The following is a 16,372-nucleotide window of genomic DNA, read 5'->3' as shown; positions in this document are numbered from 1 at the left end:
AGATCAACCTCCTTTTCATTTACGCGCCAACCTTGGCAAGTATCTTCTGGTCATCATCGGTCATTGGTGCCAAGCTGAAACGAGCGACGTTGTCCACGTTCAGCTCATCGATGATATTTATCATGTCCTGATACTTGGCCTTGCGGTCGACCTTGATTAAGGTGATCAGGCGCTGATTTGCTTTGTTGCCGTTCACGATCAGAGTTCGGAAGTCTTTCCATTCGACTCTCTTCGGAAGATCAGTGCCGATATTCCAGAAGATTCCGCCTGTCGGCGTAATTCTAAGCGTCATCAGGTTCGATGCGGGAACTTCGACACTCTTATCTCCCGGAGGAATGTTTATCTCCATCGCTTGCGGCCGGCTGAAACCTGTCGTGACCATATAGAAAGTCAACAGGACAAACATCAGATCCACCATCGGCGTCATATCGATGCGAATTGCAATCCTTCTTTTTTTCTTGTGTTTACCTTTTTTCCTGCCGCGAGGTTCAGCAGTTTGCACATCAGCCATTATGCACCTCCCTTACTCTGGAGCTGAGTCTGCAGATTGAACCTGGTCACCTGAGCTTTCTGGAGATCGTTCATTACATCCATGACCGGGCCGTAGTCTGCATCCTTGTCCGCCTTTATCACGGTTATCAATCTTATGTTCTGAGTTCGGGCATTAACCACCAGCTGAGCTAGATCCTTTTCCTGCACGCGCACTTCAGCGGCAAGCCATACAGGGATCAGCTTACCGTCCTTTCCCTCTACACCGTTAGGGTAAAGAGGTTCAAGAACATTTTTCCGAATCTGCTGTTGGTCGAAGCCCATCCAGATCTGACCATCCTTATCCACGGCAATTGTCATGACTCCGCTCTCGGGTAATTTTGGACCCTTATCCGACGTCGGCAGCGCTATTGTTACTGCTTCCGGCGGCTTGAAGGATGTCGCCGTCATGAAAAACAGCACCAACAATGTCGCAACGTCGACCATCGGCGTCATGTCAATTTTGATCCCGAGCCGTCTCTTTTTTATCCTCGGCATTTGCGTATACTCCTTAGTCGATTACTTGTCGAACTTGCGGGCGTTAAGAATCGCAATGATACTCGCTGTTGCTTCATCGATCATGTATGTGAAGCTATCTACTTTATTGACAAAGAAATTGTATGCGACGATTCCTGTTATGGCTGCAATCAGTCCACCCGCAGTATTAACGAGAGCCTCGGAAATACCGATCGAAAGCTGGATCGCATCGGGCGCACCAGCGTGCGCTAATGCGTTGAACGCCCGGATCATTCCGATAACCGTTCCCAGCAGACCCACCATCGTAGCAATGGAGGAAATTGTGGACAGAACGATGAGGTTCTTTTCAAGAAGCGGAGTTTCGAGCATAGTCGCTTCTTCGATCGCGCGCTGAACTTCCGCCATGTGTTTTTCCGCTTCGACGTGGCTGTCTTTCAGCACTTCCTGATACCTCTCGAGTCCGCTACGGATCACGTTTGCCATCGAGCCGTGCTGCTTGTTGCAGACATCTATTGCGGAGCTTATGTCGCCGTTGTTAAGATGATCTTCGACATCTTTGAGGAATTTTGTCAACGAACCTTTTCCCTGCGCTTTCCTCAGAGAGAAAATCCGCTCAAAGATGTATGTGAAAACCATTATCGTCAGCATGATCAGCAGTACCACGAGTGGACCGCCCCTCTGGATGTAATCGGGGAGCGTGAATGTGTAGATGACCCATGCAACAGCAAAGGCGACAATTATAAGGACTGTCGCGAATAAGCCTTGTTTCATTTGAATCAAGCCTCCTTTTTAAGGATTTCGTTATTTAATGTTTTCAAGAGAAAACTTATTTCTGCGGTTTCGAAAAGCTCGCGACCGCGTCGATTTGAGTGTCACGAACATCAAACACCATCGTGAGTTTAGTGACCACGAAAATGTTCTTTATGTTCTTGTTCAGATTAGCCAACTTTACCTCGCCGCCGTTCTTTGCATAATGTGTGTGTGCCCAGATCAGGGCGCCGATCGCGGTGCTGTTCAGATAATTTGTCTTGCCCAGATCTATCACGAGTTTCTTGTTCCCTTCGGCGGACAATTTTGCTATCTCCGTCCGGACCTCGTCGGTTTCATCTCCACCGATGAGTTCCCCCTTCGGTTCGACGACCGCGATCTCACCGTCGGCCAGCTTTGATACCTTTAATGCCATTTTGTCCTCTTATTAGTTTAAAGTTTCTTTGATGATGCTCGATATGTCAGAAATGCTGAAAGGCTTTTCCACAAACTTCGAAACAAAGGCTGAAAGTGTTTTGCTCTGCATTTCGCGATCCGATAAACCTACCGCGATCATTGGCATTCCAGGTCTGAGTCTGGCAACCGCTTCTACAAAATTTCCAAGCGCCTTTTCGGGCAGCTCCCCATCGACGATCAGGAGGTCGACGCGGGAGCCGACTACCTTTTCAAGTGCAGCGTCAAGATTGTGTTCACATTGAGCTACGAATCCGGTCTTCAACAAATACTGCTGAATTAGGCCCGCCACTCTTAAGTCTTGAGCCGCAATCAATATATTTCTAGGTTCTTGAGGCGCCTGCACATTCTGTTGATCGTCAAATAGAGTGCCATTTCCGACTTTGCCAGCAGTGCGGGAAAACCAGCATTTTGAACAGAATCCTGAACTTGATCAACACTCAGGCAGCAGAACTGGAATCGCTCCACGTGCAAATTGCAATGGAAAAACCAACTTTGCAAGCCCATTGAGTTATCAACGTGGAGACAATAGAGTTTCAAATCGGGTCGTATTCCGAACTCAAGCTAGGCACAACCCAACTGAATTTTCGTGAATGCTTTTGGCGCATGTATGAATGCGGTGCTGAATCAGAGAAAACGACGTCAGCTTCTCCAGCCATCCGATATATGATCCGGCGGCGTATGCGCAGATGTTTGACTTTCTGTTCCAGCGCAATTAGATTTCATTTAGGGATGAAGGGAGAAAGGCATGATCAGGCATCAGGAGGTTGACCTGCTGTTGAACTACGCTGTAAGGGACGGCGTAGCCATCTCTTTTTTCCTGAATACCGACTGGAGCGAACGGAGCAGAGGTCAATGGGAGATCGAAGCAAAGGACTTGATCAAGACAGCGAGGAAGGAGATCAGTGACCTTCAGCTGAACCGAAGGTTCGTTGAGGCTGCTGAAGATGATCTCCGAAGGATCCAGAGTCTCCTTCTGGTTGAAAATCTCGCCAAGAAACACAAGTCGCTCGCGGTGTTCGCCAATTCGGCCGACCATTTTTACCAGATATACCGCTTACCCGTGCCGATAAAATCCAGGCTGATAGTCGATTCCACTTTTTACGTCCGCCCGCTTCAGGCGCTTCTCGAGGAGAGATGCAGACTTGGAGTTGTTCTAATTGATTCGAGGAACGCGCGTCTCTTCGAAATTTATATGGACGAGGTGCTTGAGCACACTGATTTCACGACGAGGAAAAGAATCCAGAGGAAGCCTCTGCTCGAGACATTCATGAAACGAGAGAAGAGGCTAATGCAGAGAAAGGAAGAAGACACGCGGTTTCATGTCGCCAGTGTTGCCGACCTAGTCCGATCACATTTTTCCAGGAATCACTTCGACAAGCTAATTATAGGAGCTAAGAAACCACTCGGGGATCATCTCGCCCGCCTTCTGACGCGAAAGCTACAGGAGAACCTGATCGGCATATCAGAAATTGATATTCATGAAAGTGAAAACGAAGTTCTCTCGAAAACAAAATCAATCGAGGCTTCATTCGAGCTGGAAAGGGAAAAGAGGCTCGTTAGTAAGATTGAAGAGGAAATAGAGAAGGACGGTAGAGCGGTTAAGGGTTTACGCAATACCGTTGAGATGCTCCACGATTACAACCTGCAGACTCTCATAGTAGGCGATGATTTCTCGGAGCCCGGACTTGTTTGTCCGAAATGTGGGATGCCACACACGGACGGCAAAACGTGCGTATGTTGCGGAGAAGAGCTGACATTCGATAACGACATTGTGTACGATATCACGGAAGAAGCAGCGCATCAAGGGGCTGCGGTCAGGCACATTCACTCGCCTGAATTGATAAGCCCTCTTGGAAATATTGCAGCCATTATTAAATTTAGAAGAGGCGAGCTCATTTTTCCGCAGGAGGCTGTTGAGACGGAGGCCTAGTTGTCATCAGCCTTCAGAATTTGAACTAGTTTCAATCAGCATTTAGCGAAGCACCTCGATCATTTTTTCCTCAGCTTGATTTATAAGAGGAAAGATTATGAGGTTCTTTTGACTGAGTTTCCACTTATATTGTACGCAGAGGATCGGACTGTTCGGGCTCCAACAAGGAAACAATTAAACCATCATTCTCTAATAACTGAGATAGCAGAGTCAAGTTGATTCGAAGGGTTAGAACTAGAGACAGGTCGTTTCGGTATCTGGAACAAAATGTTCAGGCACCGGTGGAAGAGAACATTAAAAGAGATATCGTCAAGACCTACAAACTCGAGTTCGGCAAATCGCCAGACATAGTAGCGAGCGCTCCAGGTCGAATAAACCTCATCGGGGAACATACCGATTACAGCGGCGGGTATGTCCTGCCGGTTGCCATAGATCGGCGCACGTTTACCGCCGCCGGGAAGAGGACCGGTGAACTTTCAATTGCGTTTTCAAAGGAACTTGGAAAGAAGACCTCATTCGACATCGTAACAGGGAAATTTGAACGCGCTAATTTCTGGGTGAACTACATCAAGGGTGCCTGCTCTCTCCTGTCCGAAATGAAACAAATCGGTGGAACAAACTTCGCGATTTCGAGCAATGTCCCGCGCGGAAGCGGCCTCAGCTCCTCGGCCGCGTTTGTAGTCTCGATCATTGAAGCGGTCGCCGGATTATACAGTATACAGCTTAAGGACGTGGAGGTTCCGATACTCGCGCAAAAGATCGAGAACGACTTCATAGGCGTTCAGTCCGGCATAATGGACCCCTTTGTAGCCAAATTCGCGCGTGAGAGGAACGCCATCTTTATTGACACGAGGTCCCTCGAATACAAATATGTGCCGATTCCACAGGATTGCTCGATACTCGTTTGCACAACGGGAGTGAAGAGAGCGCTTGCCACGACTGAGTACAACAAACGCAAGCAACAGTCCCAAGATGCGGCTTCCATGCTTTCGAAGATATGCGGTAGAGAATTCCAGACTCTCCGGGACGTGACGTGCGACGACCTGAGGGGTGCGCAGTCCGAAATGGATCCACTCCTTTACGAGCGCGCCCTCCATGTCGTGACAGAAAACGAGCGGGTGCTTAAAGCAGTATCGGCATTGGAGCACGACGACCGCGAATTAGTCGGCAAGTTGATGCTCGAATCTCATATGAGTTTGAGGACAAATTATGAAGTCAGCTCACCTGAGCTCGACGCGTTTGTGGAAATCTCCGAGCAGCTCGACGGCGTGTATGGGGCCAGGATGACTGGGGCGGGCTTCGGTGGAAGCGCCATATGTTTGGTGAATGCCGAAAACGAAAAAGAGCTGGCGGATGAAATCGCACGAAAGTACAGGGAAAACGGCTACGAGAACGGCGGCGTCTTCATAGCGGGATCAGGCGGCGGCTCTCGTATTGAACGCTCCTGAAGAACTGACCTCAGGTCGAGAGATTACTTTTTCCCCGAGAATTTTAACGAAGCTGAATTAACGCAATACCGGAGTCCCGTCGGCTTCGGTCCATCTTCAAACAAATGTCCGAGATGTGCTCCACACTTTCTGCATTTAACTTCCGTTCTCTTCATTCCGAAACTCAAGTCACTGTCTTCCTCTACTACCTCCTCGGAGGCCGGCTGGAAGAAGCTCGGCCAGCCTGAACCTGAATTGAACTTAGTATCGGAATCAAACAACTCGGTGCCGCAGCATACGCACTTATACATCCCGCGCTCGTGAAAGTCCCAGTACTTCCCGGTGAAAGCACGCTCCGTCCCCTTCTCGCGAGTAACATGGTACTCCTCCGGCGTGAGTTCTTTCTTCCACCTTCCATCATCCTTCAGATTATCATTTTCCATAATTGATCTCCGGAATCTGTTAGCAATTACGTTCTGACATTATGAAAACAACGGCGAGCCGGAAATAATTCTCCCGCGAAATTGGTAATCCTCAGGATTTTATCCTATCAAGGACGGCTGTAAAATCGGCAGGTAGTTCCGAATCAAAATGCATCCTCGATTTGTTGGACGGATGGTAAAAGCCAAGGGTCTTTGCGTGGAGTGCCTGCCTGGTCATGATCTTCAAAAGGTGCGAGATCTCCTGTCTGTACCGAGGTGTTGGCTCGATGAAGTGAATGCGGCGACCAGAATATGTCGGATCGCCAAAAACCGGATGGCCTATGTGAGACAGGTGAACCCGGATTTGATGTGTTCTTCCGGTCCGTAATTTCAACCGGACGAGTGTCAGGAACTCGAATTCATGCAGAATCTCGTATTCGGTCGCGGCGAATTTTCCCTGGTCGACTATGGCGAATTTCTTCCGGTCACTCTTGCTCCTGCCGATGTCCGCCTCGATGACGCCATGCCTGGAGGAAAGCTTACCCCACACCAGCGCCCAGTACTCTCTATCGATAGTCCTGTCGAAAAACTGTCTCGCGAGTGAAGAATGAGTCGCGTCGTCTTTCGCCGCCACTATGAGACCGCTTGTGTCTTTGTCGAGACGGTGGACGATGCCCGGCCTGACGTAAGCGTCGTTCAAAGACGAAAGCGAGTTGCAGTGGTAAAGGAGTCCATTGGCGAGAGTACCGGTCCAGTTGCCGTGTCCCGGATGCGTGACCATTCCTGCGGGCTTGTTCACGACGATCAGATGGTCATCTTCATAAACGATATTCAGCGGAATGTTTTCCGGGACGACTTTGACGGGAGGTGCAGACGTTGGAATGTCGAGAATTATCCGGTCGCCCGGCGCGATCCTATAACTCGCCCGGACAGGTTCGCCGTTTACGAGGACCCTGTGCTCATCGATATACTTCTGAATCTTCGCCCTGCTCGATCCCTCGACCTGAGACGCGAGGAACTTATCTATCCGCTCTTTCTTTTTTTGTCCGGGTGCAACGAGAACCTCAACCCTTCGAAGCGCTTGTGGGTTCACTTCCCTGACCTACCGATCCCGAAGTTGCCGCAGAATTTGCTTGTCCAGCATCTTCAGCGGGAGCCACCTGGATTTCAGATTCGACGGCGGCCCGCCTGTGAAATATTAGGAGCATTACGACGCCGATTGTTACCGCGGCGTCGGCCAGATTAAAAACCGGGAACCGAGAAAAATTATAACCGAACAGACTCACATTAAAAAAATCGAAGTCAATGAAATCCACTACACGACCGTGGAATAGCGATGTGCCTTCGAAAAGCGGTCCATAAAATACCCGGTCGATCAGATTTCCTATCGCACCACCGAGTATCAGAGCAAGTGAGAACCTTACCACGCGGTTTTCCTGTCTCACTTTATATAGATAAAGGAGGATCGCAATGCTTGCCACGATTGAAAACACCGCGAAGAAAGATTTCCATCCGAAATCTATGCCGAATGCCATCCCTGGATTCTCGATGTAAGTCAATCTGAGGAAGTCTCCTATGACCTCTTTGCTTGCATAAAGCGGCATCCCGGGAAGATTGATTCCAAGAAATGGGATTTGCAGCCCTCTCACGATTAGTTTTGTTACCTGGTCTGCTGCTACCACGGAGAGTGTTACATATAGAACTTTCAATTCATTGTCCTCTCTTTAACTTGCACGAGATACAGAGCTGAGCGTGAGGAACCGCCTCGAGTCGTGCCTTGTCTATCAGCTTCCCGCAGTCCTGGCAGAATCCGTATACTCGCCTGTCGATCCGTTTGATTGCGTCATCGAGATACTCGAGGAATTTTCTCTGCCTTGCGGCAAGAAGATAATTCTTCTCCTTTTCCATTGTGTCCGTGCCCTGCTCCATATGGAGAGAATACGGTGAGTTTTCCTCGAAGTAATCCCCTCCGGAGTTGTCATTGAGAGTCTCGTTCATGAGCTCAATCTCCTCCAGGATTTGCTTCCGCTTCTCCAAAATAATTCCCCGGAAATGTTCGAGCTCGCTCTTATTGAATCCCTTCTTCGGAGGCAATTTCTTCTGGGCAACTTTTGCGACGGCCTTTGGAGGATGTGTTCCCCTTTTTTTCTCAGACGCAACCGCCTTCTTTATTCCCTTCGCTTTCGCAGCCTTAGTTGCCTTCACAACCTTTTTCTTAGCCATGTTCAGACTCCTTTCCCGGAGTCAATTCTCCGGTTGCTTGCCCTACTAACTGAAATTTTAAACTTATGATCTTCTATTTCAACATCCTGAGAGTACTCGCCTGCCCTGTAGCCGGTCGACAGTTCCAACGCGAGTGTTTCCGATCTTATATAATCGGACATTCCCGTCACAGCATTAAATAGTTCCGGAGGACAGTCGATACTGACAGAAATCCTGTCTGTCACCTCAAACCCGGCCTCTTTCCTCATATTTTGAATACGATTCACAAATTCCCTGGCGATTCCTTCCATGATCAGATCGCCGCTGAGTTCTGTATCGAGTGCGACAGTCAGATTGCCGTCCGATTCGACGAGCCAGCCTTTGAGCTCCTGGCTAAATATTTCAACATCGTCGCGGACGACGCGAAAAGCTTTATCCCGAAGGGATCCATTCGGACTCTCGGTCTTCAGATCAGCGAACCCTTCTTTCTCCAACGCCCTGATTTCATTTGTGGACATTGACTTAATCAATTCAGCAACACTCTTCACGTCTTTGCCGAATTTGGGGCCGATGGATTTAAAATTCGGTTTCGCCCCCTTGCTAACGAATTCCGAATCGTCATCGACATACAAAATGGATTTGACGTTGAGTTCGTCGAGTATAACGTTTTCAACCTGAGAAATAGTTTCACGCATATGAGGCGAGGACACCGGGATAATTATGCGTCGCAGCGGCTGGCGTACCCTGAGGCCTGACTTCGCGCGCATCGCGCGGGCGAGATAAACTATTTCTTCGGCGAGAGCCATTTTCTCTTCCAGTTTCGGATCGATCTCGTTCTTCTTCAAGTCAGGATAAGGAGAGAGATGAACCGACGGATGGGATTCGAGTTTGGTCACACCATTCAGGTTCCGGTAGAGTTCTTCGGAAAGGAAAGGGGCGAATGGCGACATAAGCTTTACAACAGTAATGAGGCATTCGTATAGGGTCTGGTAAGCGGACAGCTTATCCTTCGCCATTTCGCCCTTCCAAAATCTCCGCCTGCTTCTGCGGACGTACCAGTTCGAGAGTTGATCGATCGTGAAATCGCTGACTGCTCTCGCGGCGCGCGTCACGTCGTATGCATCCATCCATTTCGCGTAATCGGCGGACAATGAATTCAACACCGAGATGATCCACCGATCGATCTCGAGCCGTTCGTTCACCGGGATGCGCGGCTCGGAATAATCAAACCCATCGATGTTGGCATATAGAGTGAAGAACGCGTATGTGTTGAGGAGCGTGCTGAAGAACTTCCTCTGTACTTCAAGCAGTCCGCTCTCATCAAATAGTTTCGGTTTATAAGGCGGGCTCGAAGCTACAAGGTACCATCGGACGGCATCAGCGCCGAAGTCGGATACGACCTTGAAAGGATCAACCGCGTTCCCTTTTGACTTCGACATTTTCTGTCCGTCCTTGTCGAGCACGAGCTCATGACTGATGACATTTTTATACGCCGGGCTGTCGAAGAGAAAAGTGCCGATGGCATGCATCGAATAGAACCAGCCGCGCGTCTGATCGATCCCTTCGGAAATGAAATCCGCGGGGAATCGGCTCTCGAACCAGTCTCTCTTCTCAAACGGATAATGATACTGTGCGAAGGGCATCGAACCGGAATCGAACCAAACGTCGATGAGCTCAGGCGTTCTCTTCATTTCGCCGCCGCATTTTTCACATTTCAGGATGACAGCATCGACAAACGGTTTATGCAGATCGAGGTCTGCAGGAACATTCTTGCCTTTCTTCCTCAGCTCCTCGAAACTTCCGACGGACACCGTGTGGCCGCACTTTTGATCCTGGCAAACCCAAATATTCAGCGGGGTTCCCCAGAATCTGTCGCGAGAAAGTGCCCAGTCCTTGTTCTCTTCCAGCCAGTTCCCAAATCTCCCGGTTCCCACCTCCGGCGGAACCCAGTTGATCTGTTTGTTAAGTTCGACCATCCTCGGCGCGTATCTGGTGGTGGCGATGTACCATGATGCACGCGCGTAATACAGGAGGGGGGTCTTGCAGCGCCAGCAGTGCGGATAGCTGTGGACGATCGTTTCCTTTTTGTACAGCAGGCCCCGGTGTTTAAGATTTTCAATGATTTCCGGATCCGCCTCTTTCACGAACTTCCCCGCAAAATCCTTCACTTCCGGAGTCATGTTCCCGCTCTTGTCGACGAGCTGAAGAAAGGGTAAATCGTAGGCCCGGCCGGTTTGATAGTCGTCTTCGCCGAATGCCGGCGCGATGTGAACGATGCCTGTACCGTCTTCCATCGTCACGAAATCGCCGTGGGTCGCATAGAAGCCACGTTTTGTAACGGGGGCGTAATCGAAAAGTCGCTCGTAATCCCGGTTGAGGAGTTCGCTTCCTTTGAATTCCGAAACGATTGCGTATTCACCATCCAGGATGCCGAGTCTCGCTTTGGCGAGAATAAGATATTGTCCCTTGTTCTCGACCTTGACGTAGTCCTCGCTCTTGTTCACAGCGATCGCAACGTTCGACGGAAGCGTCCATGGAGTCGTCGTCCACACGAGAAAGAAAGTATTCTCCTCGCCTTTGACTTTCAATTTAATGAAGATGGTTGTGTCCCTGGTGTCTTCATATCCGAGCGCGACCTCGTGAGATGAAAGAGAAGTCTCGCATCTCGGGCAATACGGTTGGCTTTTATAACCTTTATAGATGAAACCCGCGTCGAAGAATCTCTTCAGCGCCCACCACACCGACTCAATGTAGTAATTCTCGCACGTGATATAGGCATCCTGAAGATCGACCCAGTATCCGATGCGCTCGGTCATCTCTTCCCACTCGTCCTTGTACTCGAAGACAGATTTCTTACAGAGGGCGTTGAACTTCTCGATCCCAAATTCGACGATCTCGTCTTTGTGTTTTATCCCCAGTTTTTTCTCGACTTCAATTTCAACAGGAAGGCCGTGTGTATCCCAGCCCGCTTTCCGGTGGACCTGGTAGCCCCGCATCGTCTTATACCTGCAAACCAGATCTTTCAGTGTCCTGGCGAGTACGTGGTGAATGCCAGGTTTCCCGTTTGCCGTGGGAGGACCTTCATAAAATGTAAAATTCGGTCTGCCCGATCTCTCGCTTACACTTTTTTCAAAAATTCTGTTCTCTTTCCAGAATTCAAGCACCTCATGGTCCAGGTCCGAATACTTAATCTTGTCGGTAATCTCCTTGAATTTGACGACACGATCTTTCTTGCTCAATTCAGTTTACCTTTTTGAAAAGTACGAAATAATGTACATGATAATAGATAAAATCAAACTTAAAACGATGCTCGTCACGATGGGAAAGTATAGCTGGAAGTTTTTCCGTTTTATAAGAATGTCACCCGGAAGCTTTCCTAAAAACGGAAAATTAATTCTCTCTGCGACGATAAGGAGGAGGCCGATAAGCAATATCGCCCCTCCGACGACGATGAGAGTCCTGCCGAAGCCCTGCAGACCGTTTCCGATTGGTTCCATTCAAAACTTTCCACTTAAAGTCTCTCGACGACTGTTTTCATGAGTTTCGTCAGCCGGGGTTCCGTTTCTTTAGCTACCCGGATGATCTCATTCACATCGGCCGGCGCGAGCGAATCAGGGAAACATTCGTCGGTGATTACTGAGAAGCCGCAGACCTTCATCCCCATGTGAACTGCGACGATCACTTCCGGTACTGTCGACATCCCGACCGCGTCAGCGCCGATCATCCGAAGGAACCGGTACTCGGCACGCGTCTCCAGACTCGGACCCGTCATTGAAGCAAAGACACCCCGTTCGACCCTGATCTTCAGATCGAGGGCAGCAACAATAGCAGTCTTGATCAGGCTTTTTGAATAAGGCTCGCTCATGTCAGGAAAGCGCGGGCCCATCTTATCGTCATTCGGACCAATCAGGGGATTCTGGCCGAGAAGGTTTATGTGGTCGACGATGATCATCAGATCGCCGCGGCGAAAATTCGGATTCAATCCTCCGGCGGCATTCGAGACGAGAAGCGTCCTCGCACCGAGAAATCTCATCACTCTTACCGGTAGCGTAATCTGTTCCATCGTGTAACCTTCGTAAAAATGGAACCGGCCCTGCATCGCGACAATATTTTTTCCTCCCAGCTTACCTAGAATCAACTTGCCGTGATGCGATTCCACTGTCGACAGCGGGAAGTGAGGTATGTCTCCGTAATCAATAATTGTCTGCTTCCGGATCTCAGCCGCTAAGCCGCCGAGCCCAGTGCCCAGAATGATTGCTACAGTCGGTTCGTGTTTTGATTTCGTTTTGATGAAATCGACCGACTCCTGAATTTTGGTACGCAGCTCACTCATGCTGGTCTGGTTCCTGCGGAGAAGCTTTGGGGGATTGTTCAATAGATTCGATAATCGATTTTATGTCGAGCACATCCGATGGAGGTTCTTGTTTGAGGAGCTCACTCTCGAGCGAGCTAAGCATGTCGAGCTGGGCGGTGAGGATTGTTCTGATGGTCTTGACAATCGTCTCGCGAAGGTTCTTCACATCCGCCAGCCGGGATTTTGCACGCGTCAATTCTGCGGACGCTTCGTTCAGGAGTTGCTGGGCTCTCACTTCCGCTTCGTGCTGGACAATCTTTCCTGTTTTGCGCAGAGCTTCGGTCGACTCGTTCGCCGCCTTCTCAGCCTGGGTTACGAGAGAGCGGAAGGAATCTTCGAGTTTCTTGTAATTCTGAAGTTCCTCTATAAGCGCCGACTTTTGTGCGCGAAGCTCCATGTTTTCTTTCAGAAGCTCCTCGAAATCTGTCGCGGCAGTCGTCAGGAATGCCTCAACTTCTTCAGGATCCAGTCCACGGACCTTTTTTGAGAATTCCTGTTTTCGAATTTGAAGAGGAGTAAGTCTCATTTCTGCGGCTAATTCGTTGTCTAAGGGACAAATATAAATGTTGTTGGAAGGAAAATCAAAGGATAGGAAAAGGTAACGGAAGGTGATCGTCACATTAAAAGTGACGGTCACATATGGTTTGAGAAAACGCCTCCGCGCATTTACACTTCCTGCAAGTATTTACGTACGAACCGGATAGCCATAGACCCTTCTCCGACAGCAGCAGAAATGCCTGGAGTTGCTCCAACTCGTACATCACCCGACGCGAAAATTCCCGGTACGCTTGTTTCCGGCATGAACGGATCTCTTTTTAGTTTCCAGAACTTATCAAACGACTTGTCCTTCAACAAATCGCCTCCGCAGATTATGAAACCTTTAGCGTCTTTCAGCACAAGACTGCCCAGCCATTCTGTGCTGGGCTTTGCGCCGATGTAAACAAACAGCGCTTTTGCCGGCACGGTCATCTCTTCACCAGTCGTAGCATTTTTGAGCGTGATGTTTTCCAGGAAGGTTGAGCCGGAACAACCGATTACATCTGTATCGGCAACTATTCTTATGTTGGATGTCAGTCTGATATTTTCCACAAGATAGTTCGCGGCCGTCTCTGAGAGTGCGGCACGCCTGATCACGATGTTCACTTCCTTTGCAAACCTGCTCAGGTACATAGCTGCCTGGCAAGCCGAATTCCCACCGCCCACGATGTATACCGTTTCACCGCGGCATGCGTGAGCTTCAACCGAGGCTGCACCATAATAGACACCTGCACCGGCGAAATTTTCCAGTCCCGGGATTTCGAGCTTTCTATAAGCCACACCGGTAGCGATCACGATCGTTTTACTATGGACTTCTGAGCCGTCAACCAGCTTTGTGATCTTGTATCCATCCTGCAAGGTAATATTCTTCACCTCTGTGGGAGTAAGAATCTCTGTTCCAAAACGAAGAGTTTGTGTGATTGCTCTCCTCGTGAGTTCGGCTCCCGAAAGACCGGTTGGGAAACCGAGGTAATTCTCAATGCGAGTACTGCTGCTCGCCTGTCCACCCGGGTTACTCTTTTCAATGAGAAGCGTTTTGAGTCCTTCGCAAGAACCATATACGGATGCGGCAAGCCCGGCTGGCCCTGCACCAATGATGAGTACGTCATACATATCTTTGGTTGCCTTTTGCTGGAGCCCCACTTTAGCAGCAAGATCAGGCAGTGAAGGATCAATCATGAAAGAACTATCTTTAAGTACCACCAACGGAAGGTTTGATCTGGTGACATTCGCACTTGCCAGGTACCTTTCAGCTTCCGGATCGTTTTCAATGTCCATCCAGATGTAGGGAACCAGATTTCCGGAAAGAAATTCCTTCAGACGATGAGTCTTAGGAGACCACTGGAAACCAACGATTCGTGTTGCGTCCGGGTCTGGTTTATAGAGCGCTTGCCATTCGTCAAGCAGGTCATTTGTAACCGGGAAGAGTTTTTCTTCCGGAGGATGCCAGGGCTTCAGTAAGTAATAATCCAGTTTCACATTGTTGATTGCCTTTATCGCTGCTTCAATGTCCGAATACGCGGTGAGGAGGATTTTTTTTGCGGCGGGGAAAATCTCGTTCGCCTTCTCTAGAAAAGTCACCCCGTCCATTTCAGGCATCCGTTGGTCACAAATAAATAACGCCACCGTATCATTTTTCAGCCTCAAATCTTTGATCAGTTCCAGAGCTTCGATTGCCGATTCCGTCGCCGCAATTCGGTATTCATCCCGGTATTCATTCCGGATGTCCCGCTGTATTGCATGCAGCACTTGTACATCGTCGTCAATAATAATGATATAAGGAAGTTTCATCCTTCCTCCTGATTTGGTTCCACTTTGTGTTCGATCGGGATGTGAACTGCAAACTCTGTTTTGCCCGGCTCAGACTTGACCTCTATTCTGCCGTTATGACGCTTCACGACCCTGCTTACTATATCCAGGCCGATTCCTGTTCCCTCACCGACTTTCTTTGTCGTGAAGAACGGATCAAAAATCCGGGAGATGATCTCCTTGGGGATTCCAGAACCGTTATCAGTAATTCTGACGGTGACTTCTTTGTTATCGTGTGTCGTCTCAATTGAGAGCTCGCCGTCATTCCCCATCGCGAAGATGGCATTGTCGATGAGGTTAGTCCAGACCTGGTTCAACTCACCGACGTAGGCGGGGACGGCTGGCATTCCTTCAGAGAACTTCTTCTTGACATAAATATTCTTCTTACGGAGTTTGAACCCCAGGAGTGTGAGCGTGTCATCGATGTCCTTGTGAATATTGGTCGGTTGCAGGTCACTCGTTCTGTCCATATTCACGTGGCTCTTTATTGATCCGACCAACTTAGAAATGCGATTGGAAGCTGCTTTGAGATCCTTGACAATTCTATACGAGCTCAGGAGATTCTCGAGCCACGGGATAACAAGGACGAACGCATCCCGGCCCAAGTCGTTTAGAATGTTCTGTAACTCAGATGCAGAAAATCCAGATTCCGAAAAAGTCTCCGCGGCTTCTCTATCTCTGAAACCGCTCTGCTCCAGCCAGTCGGCAAGCTCGTCTTCGTTTTCCATCAACTCGAGAGTAGTAAGTTTGTTCTTGTTGTCGAGCGAAGCTTCTCTTTTTTCGACAAGTGAGTGGATGGATTTAATTTGTCCCGGTTCGACTCCGCTGCCGAGCAATTCCCTCGTAAGCTCGTAATTGCGGTCCAATCTCTTTTCAAGCTCATCTGAAATCTGGCTGATAGCGGCGGCCGGGTTGTTGAGTTCATGTGCTATACCCGCGGCGAGGTTACCGAGGGCATTTACTTTTTCGTACTGAAGCTGAGTGGTGGCAAATACTCTGGCTCTCTCCGTCATGTAACCGATGAGACGCTGAATGAAATCAGGGTTAAGAGTCTCCAGGTCGTGAAAATATTTTTTATTCAGTTTGAGAACTTTTACGTCTCCTGACGCGTAGGAGTATCCAGGAGAAGTCTTCATTCTTGAGTACGGGAGTAAACCGCCCACGCCACCCGAGAGATTATTGTTTTCGAATGTGAAATAATAGACCTGACGCCCGTTTACATACATGTAAAAAACAACTTTGCCTTCCAGCGTTATCCACATGACATCGGCTTCGTCACCGTATTTTGCAATCAGGTCTCCATCCGCATATTCGCAATATTCCGTATGATCAAGGATCCAGCGCAGATGTTCGTCCGGCAGGTCTCTTAGCGCTATTACTTTTTTCAGATCGCCTACAGTTACGGATTCCATCTGTCAGACAGTGCTAGTGCGGAGGTTCAAGTTGGACCTTCAGGGACACG

General features: G+C 49.1%; 17 protein-coding genes. 2 read left to right on the top strand and 15 right to left on the bottom strand.

Annotated features, from left to right (window positions below; all coding sequences use genetic code 11):
• Positions 1–19 precede the first annotated feature (19 nt).
• The 5 genes from VIS48_07995 to VIS48_07975 are packed head-to-tail and all read right to left on the bottom strand — an operon-like array spanning position 20 to position 2,572.
• Complete coding sequence (locus tag VIS48_07995) at positions 20–511, bottom strand: biopolymer transporter ExbD (GenBank protein HEY9166085.1); 492 nt, start codon at positions 509–511, stop codon at positions 20–22.
• Positions 511–1,026 (bottom strand): biopolymer transporter ExbD, encoded by a 516-nt coding sequence (locus VIS48_07990; GenBank protein ID HEY9166084.1) that lies wholly within the window; start codon positions 1,024–1,026, stop codon positions 511–513. Before VIS48_07990 ends, VIS48_07995 begins: the two co-directional genes overlap by 1 nt.
• A gap of 21 nt (positions 1,027–1,047) precedes the next feature.
• Positions 1,048–1,776, bottom strand: a complete 729-nt coding sequence (locus tag VIS48_07985; protein HEY9166083.1) for a MotA/TolQ/ExbB proton channel family protein — start codon at positions 1,774–1,776, stop codon at positions 1,048–1,050.
• Positions 1,777–1,831: 55 nt separating this feature from the next.
• Entirely contained in the window at positions 1,832–2,188 is a 357-nt protein-coding gene (locus VIS48_07980) for an STAS domain-containing protein (protein HEY9166082.1), read from the bottom strand.
• 12 nt (positions 2,189–2,200) lie between these two features.
• Positions 2,201–2,572 (bottom strand): response regulator, encoded by a 372-nt coding sequence (locus tag VIS48_07975; protein ID HEY9166081.1) that lies wholly within the window; start codon positions 2,570–2,572, stop codon positions 2,201–2,203.
• A 402-nt stretch (positions 2,573–2,974) separates the two neighbouring features.
• Between VIS48_07975 and VIS48_07970 the strand changes: the two genes are divergently transcribed.
• Both VIS48_07970 and galK read left to right on the top strand, forming a co-directional pair.
• Complete coding sequence (locus VIS48_07970) at positions 2,975–4,159, top strand: hypothetical protein (GenBank protein ID HEY9166080.1); 1,185 nt, start codon at positions 2,975–2,977, stop codon at positions 4,157–4,159.
• Positions 4,160–4,374: 215 nt separating this feature from the next.
• Entirely contained in the window at positions 4,375–5,607 is a 1,233-nt protein-coding gene (gene galK / locus VIS48_07965; protein HEY9166079.1) for a galactokinase, read from the top strand.
• A 23-nt stretch (positions 5,608–5,630) separates the two neighbouring features.
• Here galK and msrB read toward each other — a convergent pair whose 3' ends face one another.
• The 10 genes from msrB to VIS48_07915 form a co-directional block, all read right to left on the bottom strand.
• Complete coding sequence (gene msrB, locus VIS48_07960) at positions 5,631–6,029, bottom strand: peptide-methionine (R)-S-oxide reductase MsrB (GenBank protein ID HEY9166078.1); 399 nt, start codon at positions 6,027–6,029, stop codon at positions 5,631–5,633.
• Between the two features lie 91 nt (positions 6,030–6,120).
• Positions 6,121–7,101, bottom strand: a complete 981-nt coding sequence (locus VIS48_07955; GenBank protein HEY9166077.1) for an RluA family pseudouridine synthase — start codon at positions 7,099–7,101, stop codon at positions 6,121–6,123.
• Positions 7,073–7,717, bottom strand: coding sequence for a signal peptidase II (lspA, locus tag VIS48_07950; GenBank protein HEY9166076.1), 645 nt, complete (start codon positions 7,715–7,717; stop codon positions 7,073–7,075). Before lspA ends, VIS48_07955 begins: the two co-directional genes overlap by 29 nt.
• Before the next feature lies 1 nt (position 7,718).
• Positions 7,719–8,231, bottom strand: a complete 513-nt coding sequence (locus VIS48_07945; protein ID HEY9166075.1) for a TraR/DksA family transcriptional regulator — start codon at positions 8,229–8,231, stop codon at positions 7,719–7,721.
• Positions 8,232–8,233: 2 nt separating this feature from the next.
• The gene (gene ileS, locus VIS48_07940) at positions 8,234–11,449 is read right to left on the bottom strand and encodes an isoleucine--tRNA ligase (protein HEY9166074.1); all 3,216 of its coding nucleotides are present in this window, start codon (positions 11,447–11,449) and stop codon (positions 8,234–8,236) included.
• A 6-nt stretch (positions 11,450–11,455) separates the two neighbouring features.
• Positions 11,456–11,707 carry a DUF2905 domain-containing protein gene (locus tag VIS48_07935; GenBank protein ID HEY9166073.1) on the bottom strand — a complete coding sequence of 84 codons (252 nt, stop codon included), beginning with the start codon at positions 11,705–11,707 and terminating at the stop codon, positions 11,456–11,458.
• A 14-nt stretch (positions 11,708–11,721) separates the two neighbouring features.
• Complete coding sequence (locus VIS48_07930) at positions 11,722–12,543, bottom strand: purine-nucleoside phosphorylase (protein HEY9166072.1); 822 nt, start codon at positions 12,541–12,543, stop codon at positions 11,722–11,724.
• Entirely contained in the window at positions 12,536–13,090 is a 555-nt protein-coding gene (locus tag VIS48_07925) for a DivIVA domain-containing protein (GenBank protein HEY9166071.1), read from the bottom strand. The genes VIS48_07930 and VIS48_07925 overlap by 8 nt, the downstream gene beginning before the upstream one ends.
• 140 nt (positions 13,091–13,230) lie before the next feature.
• A complete protein-coding gene (locus VIS48_07920) occupies positions 13,231–14,892 on the bottom strand; it encodes an FAD-dependent oxidoreductase (protein HEY9166070.1) in 1,662 nt (553 codons plus the stop codon).
• Positions 14,889–16,322 (bottom strand): ATP-binding protein, encoded by a 1,434-nt coding sequence (locus VIS48_07915; protein ID HEY9166069.1) that lies wholly within the window; start codon positions 16,320–16,322, stop codon positions 14,889–14,891. Before VIS48_07915 ends, VIS48_07920 begins: the two co-directional genes overlap by 4 nt.
• Between the last annotated feature and the right edge of the window lie 50 nt (positions 16,323–16,372).

The sequence above is a fragment of the Candidatus Kryptoniota bacterium genome, assembly GCA_036567965.1.
GTDB lineage: Bacteria > Bacteroidota > Ignavibacteria > Kryptoniales > JAKASW01 > JAKASW01.
This window is presented reverse-complemented; position numbering and strand designations above follow the sequence as displayed.